Origin of the sequence: uncultured Arcanobacterium sp., from assembly GCF_947253055.1 — a bacterium.
Lineage (GTDB): Bacteria > Actinomycetota > Actinomycetes > Actinomycetales > Actinomycetaceae > Arcanobacterium_A.
In genome coordinates this window covers 1-7,420 of sequence record NZ_CAMXYE010000070.1, presented here as the reverse complement: position 1 = coordinate 7,420, position 7,420 = coordinate 1, and the positions used below count along the sequence as shown (strand labels likewise).

General features: G+C 49.2%; 5 protein-coding genes. 3 read left to right on the top strand and 2 right to left on the bottom strand.

All coding sequences use genetic code 11. From position 1 onward, the window contains the following. The coding region (locus Q0X35_RS05360) for a UPF0182 family protein (RefSeq protein ID WP_297566299.1) at positions 1–2,707 on the bottom strand (2,707 nt) is incomplete at its 3' end. Between the two features lie 142 nt (positions 2,708–2,849). Between Q0X35_RS05360 and Q0X35_RS05355 the strand changes: the two genes are divergently transcribed. Then, positions 2,850–3,386, top strand: a complete 537-nt coding sequence (locus tag Q0X35_RS05355; protein WP_297566298.1) for a PPA1309 family protein — start codon at positions 2,850–2,852, stop codon at positions 3,384–3,386. A gap of 28 nt (positions 3,387–3,414) precedes the next feature. On the opposite strand, the gene Q0X35_RS05350 is transcribed toward Q0X35_RS05355, so the two are convergent. Further along, positions 3,415–4,548, bottom strand: a complete 1,134-nt coding sequence (locus Q0X35_RS05350; RefSeq protein WP_297566297.1) for a PDZ domain-containing protein — start codon at positions 4,546–4,548, stop codon at positions 3,415–3,417. Positions 4,549–4,715: 167 nt separating this feature from the next. Here Q0X35_RS05350 and Q0X35_RS05345 point away from each other — a divergent pair, with 167 nt between their 5' ends. Together Q0X35_RS05345 and Q0X35_RS05340 are read left to right on the top strand one after the other, a co-directional pair. Then, positions 4,716–6,197, top strand: coding sequence for a zinc-dependent metalloprotease (locus Q0X35_RS05345; protein ID WP_297566296.1), 1,482 nt, complete (start codon positions 4,716–4,718; stop codon positions 6,195–6,197). 175 nt (positions 6,198–6,372) lie between these two features. Further along, positions 6,373–7,350 (top strand): hypothetical protein, encoded by a 978-nt coding sequence (locus Q0X35_RS05340; protein ID WP_297566295.1) that lies wholly within the window; start codon positions 6,373–6,375, stop codon positions 7,348–7,350. The last annotated feature ends 70 nt before the right edge of the window (positions 7,351–7,420 follow it).

Genomic DNA, 7,420 nt, shown 5'->3' with positions numbered 1-7,420 from the left:
CGCCGAAGACCTCATCTAAGGCTTCGTCTAAAGTAGGAGCAAATCCTACTTGGTCGCCGAAGAGCGCCAATACATACTGCAGAGTCGGATACTGCGTACCCGAAGAAGCCTGCACGTATATTGGCTGTACATAGAGTAGGCCACCACCGATAGGCAAGGAAAGCAAATTACCTTCTAGCACTTCCGTGCCCCCTTGGCGAAGCAGGTTCAAAGCGGTAGAGACATCCGGATTGGTGAGCATAGTATTTTCTGCCTGCCCGGGCCCGGAAACTGTCAAATCTCGTGGAGCTTCCAGCAGTCGCAATTTACCATACGAATCAGCTATCTTTCCGGTCTCGTTCCCCGCATTAGAATCTGCTGCTAAGAATCCCGTCATTACATTTCGGTTTGTATTACCACCCGGAATATAAGAAGTGGTAATCGAGAAGGAAGCGGCATCCTGCCCCGGCATTTGCAGCGTCATATAATACGGAGGCTGCGCCGGAGTATTTTCTTTCACGGCCATCGTGGGCTCGCGCGGCACCTGCCAGAAATCACCGCCAGAGTAGAAAGATTTTGCATCTTTTACGTGATAGCGAGCGAGCAGAGTGCGCTGTACCTTAAAGAGATCTTCTGGGTAGCGCACATGCGCAATTAAATCTCCCGGCATCTTTGCGAGCGGAGTAATCTGCCCCGGGAAAATTCCCTTCCAGGCATTAATTATCGGATCGTCTTGATCCCATTGGAAGAGCTTTACACTTCCGTCATAAGCATTTACCACCGCTTTTACCGAATTACGAATGTAGTTTATCTCTTCCGGAGCCGTGCTAGAGACTTGGCGGGTACGCGAATCCATCGTCGCCTCCGCTAAAGTCTCGCGCGCCGAATATGGATAATTATTAGAAGTAGTGTAACCATCGATAATCCACACCAATTCTTTTGGCGTATCCGGATTATCGTCCATATCTACCACTGCCGGTAGTGCCTTAGAATCTAGCGTCAAATACGGAGCTACTTTACTGAGTCGCTTATGCGGATCGCGATCGAAAAGAATCTGCGATTCACTCGTAACTCGATCTGAGAAGAAAAGCTCAGTGGAACGGAACTTTACCGCGTAGAGCAGCTTGTCGAAGACATTGGAAATCTTCGGCCCGCCGTTGCCCTTATAGGTAGTATTCACTTGCCCATTCGGAGCCTTATCGTCCGGATAATCTAATTCCCAAGGATCGCTGCCTTCGGGTGCCCCCACAATGGAGTAGCTAGGAGATTTCTTTCCGAAGTAGACGCGTGATTCATAATCACCCATCTCTCCTGCCGAAGGAATGCCTGCCTCCCAGAAAGTAGGATCGCCTTTCGTGGTCATGGTATTTCCATAGGCGGCAGCTACTCCGAATCCGTGAGTGTACACCGTATGGTCATTTACCCACGAACGGCGCGAGTTATCCAGACCACCGAGGTTTAGCTCCCGCATAGCCACTACCGTATCGCGCATCTTCCCGTTAATTTCATAACGATCTACCGCAAGCGGATTTAAGAATTCATAGTATTGGCGATTCTGCTGTAACTGATTAAAAGACGGAGCCACAATAGTCGGATCAAGCAAACGAATCTGGGCTGCGGTTTCAGAATCGTGGCGCAACTGCCCGCTCTTTGCATCGGTGCGCGCAGCATATTGCTGAGATTCCACATTTTCTAAACCGTAAGCAGCTAGCGTGGCGTCGATATTACGCTGTATATACTTCGACTCTAACTCCACCGCATTTGGATTCACTTTGAAATTCTGCACTAAGAGCGGGTATACCACGCTGAGTACCAAGGCGGCGGTGACGGTGGCAGCTACTCCTACCAGAGCCGGTTTCCAGAGCTGCTTTACAGCCGCAACTATGAGCAGAATACCGATGAGGAATACAGAAATAGCTAAAATGGTGTATCCCGGCTTCGAAGCGTTGATAGCCGTGAAGTTGGCGCCCGAAAAACGCTGATTATTGCCGAGCAATAAATCGTAGCGCGCGAGCCAGAACTGGGCGGCTATTACAAAAGCAAAGAATACGCTCAATACCGCTAGGTGTATCTGGATCCGCTTCGGCAAGCGCACGCGCGTATTTTTCTCCGGCAAGCTCTCCGTAAGCCAGTAACCGATAACGCCGATAATTACACAGGTAATTAACAAAGTAATGAAGAAACTCAGAATTAAGTGCAGCGCAGGCAAAGTGAATACGAAGAAGGAAACATCCATCCCAAACTCCGGATCTTTAGTGCCGAAAGAAGACCCATGCAGCCAGAGCAATACAGTGCGCCAAGAAAATCCGAGGCGCCCTCCAACTAGGAGCCCCAGCACCAAGGGAATAACTCCGTATGCCAGCCAGCTATGCGAACGCAATGCCTTTAGATAGATATCTTGCGAACGGGGCTTCAACGCTACTTCTGCCCCAGCCTCTGAGTGTAGCTTCTTTCCAAGCGTTATCCGAATATTCAGGGCAAATACTAGAGCAGCAATTAGAGTGCCAGCTAAACCCACTAATAGGGCTGCTCCGTATTGTGTCCAAAACACCCGCAAAGCATTAATCTGCTTAAACCACTGCACTTCCGTCCAAAATTCGGAGAGAAATACCACTGCCGCCAGGATTAATGCAAGTACCACTAAAGTAGGGATAAAAGCACCGCTCTTACCTGTTTTTTTTCCTCCCCCTGCGGGAGTTCTCAATTTTGCTGCTGCTGAAGTAGCCAAATTCCGACCTCAACTTACGTAATAGAAATATCTGCTTAAGACTAATCTAACTTAAAAGAGGGAGTAGTGAGAAGACGAAGGTGAAAAAAGCGCCCAGAGCGAAAAAATGAGTCCGAGTAGCTGCTTATGCCAATATAGAATTATGGACGCAATTAATTCTTTAGAAGCCACGGCGCGGGAAATAGATAGATATGTAGCTCGCGGCGGCTGGAATGGGCAGATGCATCTCTTCGCATTGGTGAAAGCACAGAAAGCCTTGGCAGAAAATCCAGCTTTAGAAGCTGATTTACCGCCGGGAGTGAACAGCGACGATTTGAACTCGCCGCAAGCTATGCTTTCAATTGAGCAAGAGAATCTGCCGGCAGCAGCCGGAATTGGAGAATTATTGGCGCAAATTGCCTGGCCGGATACTGTTGATGGCGCTGCCCTAACTGTAGAGCGAATTTTGTTGCCGCCGGCCGCCGAAGCAAAATTACCGAAAGACCCGCAAGCGGCCTTAAAAGCTCTCGAAAATCATCCTGATAAACAGGAAGCGCGCATTACTGCTAGCGTCACTCGCGCTGGAGATGCTTGGTGTATTATCCGCCTCCGTGCCTATGACACCGAAAAGATGGTACTTTCCGGCGCCGAATTAGCTCCTGGAATTACTCAAGCCTTGGCGCAGACTTTTCAAGACTAAAAGCGTTTTCCAGCGGGGCATTTCTGGGCTAAGGGCGCGCCTGCTGCTGCTTTTCAACTAAATCTCGGCAACTGGTGAGCTTTTCGGTATTTCCTTGCGCAATTTCTGCCACCGCCAAGATAGATTCCTGCGTATTGCGTATTGCCCATACGCGCATTCCCGGCGGCTCATAGCCAATAGTTTCGGCGCAGTTCAGAGCAGGAGCTAAGAACTCGCGCGCCCCTTCTGCAGCTGCTCCCCGCATTTTATGAGTAATACCTCCGATTGGCCCCACATCGCCATCCCAAGCTACCGTGCCCGTACCGGCGATAGTGTGCCCTCCGCCGAGTGAACCTTTGGTGAGTTTATCGTATATAGCCAGCGCAAACATATTCCCTGCACTCGGCCCACCAATATCTTTCAGTAAGTACTCCACCGTCGCCGGTATTTTGACGTTAATTGCCTCAATGGTCACTCCGAGCAACGAACCTGGATGTACCCAACCGGTGGCATCTTTCTTATACGGAATCGTCTCGAAGTGTACTTCCTGCTCTTTTCCATCCCGCACGATTTGGAAATAGAGGGTAGTATTCGGCGGAACTCTATCTATCACCGTCGAAAGTTCATTTTGGGTCTTCAGCTCGTAGTAGGAATCCTGGGGGAAAATTTTCATTCCCTTGATAATATCGCCCTCTTTGAGGACTTTACCGGAAGGATTATTCGGATCTACTCCCACTACTTTTATCTGCATCGATACTTTATATCCAGCTAATTCGAAAGCAATAAGAGCCGCAGAATCTTGAGAGAACTCCATCAACTCTTTATTCTGCTCTTTGTACTCATCGGCATTTAGATTCTGCGGATACATAACCTCTACTGGCAAGAGTTGCTTATTTTTACGTAATAACGCATACCAAGCCTGCGCCCCTAGCACTCCTCTATCCGCTGTGCCCTGCGCAGCCACCGTCGTCATCAATAGCCGCGTATCACTCGGATAGGTCTGTGCCTTTTTAATTTCCACTACTTCTTTGTTTTCTACCGAAGAATTTACATTTATAGCGGGGCCAGCAGAAGCTACTACGTAACCAGAGGGAATTACCATTCCCAGCGCTATCAGCACAATAAACACCACTGCCGCCAGCTTTATTCGCTGCCGGCTATCTCGTAGATCTATTCTTCCCATCGCGCTTTCTCTATTCCTATTCTGCATTCTCATTCTGCAGACTGATTCTCTAATGCTTTTCTACTCTACCAAAACCGCCGGCAGTGCAGTTCGCTACTCGCGGAGAATTATTCTTATAGATTAGATTTGTGAAAGACTTACCTGAGGAAGGATCCTAGGAGGTAAAAATGAGTGAATTTTCCCCTGATGAGCCGGGCAAGCCCGATTGGGAAAAAATGCTGCGCGCTGTACTGGGAGACGCGGCCGCCGAAGAGATACTACAGGCTTTGCAGGGCCAAGGCATAAATCCGGGGACACTGCCGGATATATTTAGCAATGAAAATTTCACTCTTATTACCCAGCAGATTCAACAAATGTTAGGCTCCTCTGGCGCCGGCGCCGTCAACTGGAATATCGCAGAAAAAGTAGCCCGCGAAAGAATAACTCAGCAAAAACTGGATAAACTTACCGCTGGCGAAGCAGAAACAGCTCGGCAAGCTCTGCGCGCCGCCTCACTCTGGCTAGATGCAGCGAGTGAAATCAATCCACTTTCCGGCCCGAATATGGCCTGGACGCGGCTGGATTGGATTGCCCATTCCCTGCCCACTTTTAAGCGCCTCCTCGATCCAGTAGGAGAAAATATTGCCCGCGCCTTCGGAGAATCTTTTACCGCACAAATCGAATATGCTCCGGAAGAGATGCGCAATCTACTTCCGAACACTGATTCACTGCTGCAGAATATCACGGCCTCAATGCTGGGAATGCAATACGGAAGTGCTTTAGCAGATTTAGCTGCTTCTTCTTTTGGGTCTACCGATACTGGCCTGCCACTCACCGAAGGTTCCACTGCTGCCCTGGTGCCGGCAAATATCGCCGAATTCTCGAAAGATTTAGAAGTGCCCGCGAGCGAAATACTCAGCTATATTGCAGTACGCGAAGTAGCTGCTGCCCGGCTCTATACTGGGGTACCGTGGCTTAGAGCCCGCGTCTTAGACACTGTGGCGGAATTCGCTCAAGGAATCGAAATAGATACCAGCGCCATAGAAGATAAGATTCGCGATATTAGCCTTGACAACCCGCAGGCTATCCAAGAAATCGATTTAGACGGCATCTTTTCGCTCGGGCTCAGCCCAGCCCAAGAAGATGCGCTAGAGCGCCTCGAACACCTCCTTTCTTTAATAGAAGGTTGGGTGTCGGAAGTATCCGCGCGCGCCGTAGCACCTCATTTACCTAATGCAGTACCTTTGCGGGAAATGTTTAATCGCCGCTACGCCACCGACAATCCGGCTAAGCACGTCTGGGAAGCCCAGTTGGGAATGGAGATGGCGCCGCGACAGCTGCGAAATTCGATCACTTTCTGGCAAATGGCAGAGCAGAAACTCGGCATTGCTGAGCGTGACGCCCTATGGCGGCATCCAGATTTACTGCCCACTGCGGCAGATTTGGCCGACCCGGAGGGTTTCTTCGCCCAAGAAAAAAATACCGATATCGAAGCCGAACTGGATTCTTTTCTCGCCGATCTTTTCAGCGAGAACCCACAAAATACAGAAGAAGTGCCACATGAACCAAAATTTATGCCGCCTACTTCTCCCGGTGCTCCCGGTGCTCCCGGTGCTGCTGATGCGCCTGATAATTCCGATTCCTCTGATACCCCTGACTCTGCGGAATAAGTAGCTAGGAATAAGTAGCTAGGTAAAAGCCCGCCACTAATTGCGGAATTATCCTCTTTTTCGTTTTACTTATATTTTCTTTTCCACAGTTGCGGATACTTTTTATCGCCGCCGGCAAAGCTCTTTAGAGTCGAGATACACCCGATAAAAGTAAGTATTTCGCAGAGGAGCTGCCATGCATATCACCCCGGGAATGGGAATCTACTGGGTAAGCCCCCAGCAGGCACAGATAGGATTAGATACTAGGCGAAAAGTAGAGTTAGCTACTTATAACCGAGCCGAGCTACAACTTATAGATATGCTCACTATTCCACATACTCTTTCGGAGATAAGAAGCCTGGCGGCAAAGCGAGATATTCCGGAGACGCGCCTCCAAGACATTTTGGAGATGCTTAAAGAAAATGAGCTTTTAAGCGAAGAGAAGCCGACTATAGCTGACGGGCTAGCTTGGGAACGCCTGCACCGCAAATTACCTACCCACCGCGCAAAAATAAAAATTTCTCTACCTCGCCTGGACCAGCTAGGATGCTCCATCGCTATGTATTTAGCGGCGGCTGGAATTAATTTTCTCAACTCTGCGGATATGCAAAAAATAGGAGAATTTGACCATTCCCAATTGCAAACCCAATTCTTTGGCCTGCCGCGTACACATGGAATTACCACTATTTTGCGGCAGATTAGTCCCCATATCTCATTTTCAAGCAAAAAAGATTCCGAATTTTTACCAGATATCGTGGTGCTATCTGGTTCGCACACTTTAGATCCGATAGTGGTAGGCGAATATTTAGCACGCGGGGTTACCTGCTTACAGTGCTGGGTAGAAGAATTAGATATTTATATCGGCACTCTCTGCAGCCCACATCTAGGCACTTGCGCTAACTGCTTCTATCAACATCGCCGCGCAGCTGATCCGAACTGGCCAAAGTTAGTGCCGCAAGCTTTACACGGGCGGCCGGTAGTGCCAGAAATGAGCAGCCTGCAGTTAGCTGCCAGCTTAGCGGGGAGAGAACTATTAAATTTAATCGATTTTCATACCACCCAAATTCGCTACGCCGTCTGGAAAATTCCTCCCGCGCCAGGAAAAGTGCAGCTTATTTCGGTGCCTCCGCATCCAGAATGCGGCTGCCAACCAGATCATCTCACTGCACACTAGCTACGCAAAGCTATTCACTAGCTACGCAAAGCTATTCACTAGCTACGCAAAGCTATTCACTAGCTACGCA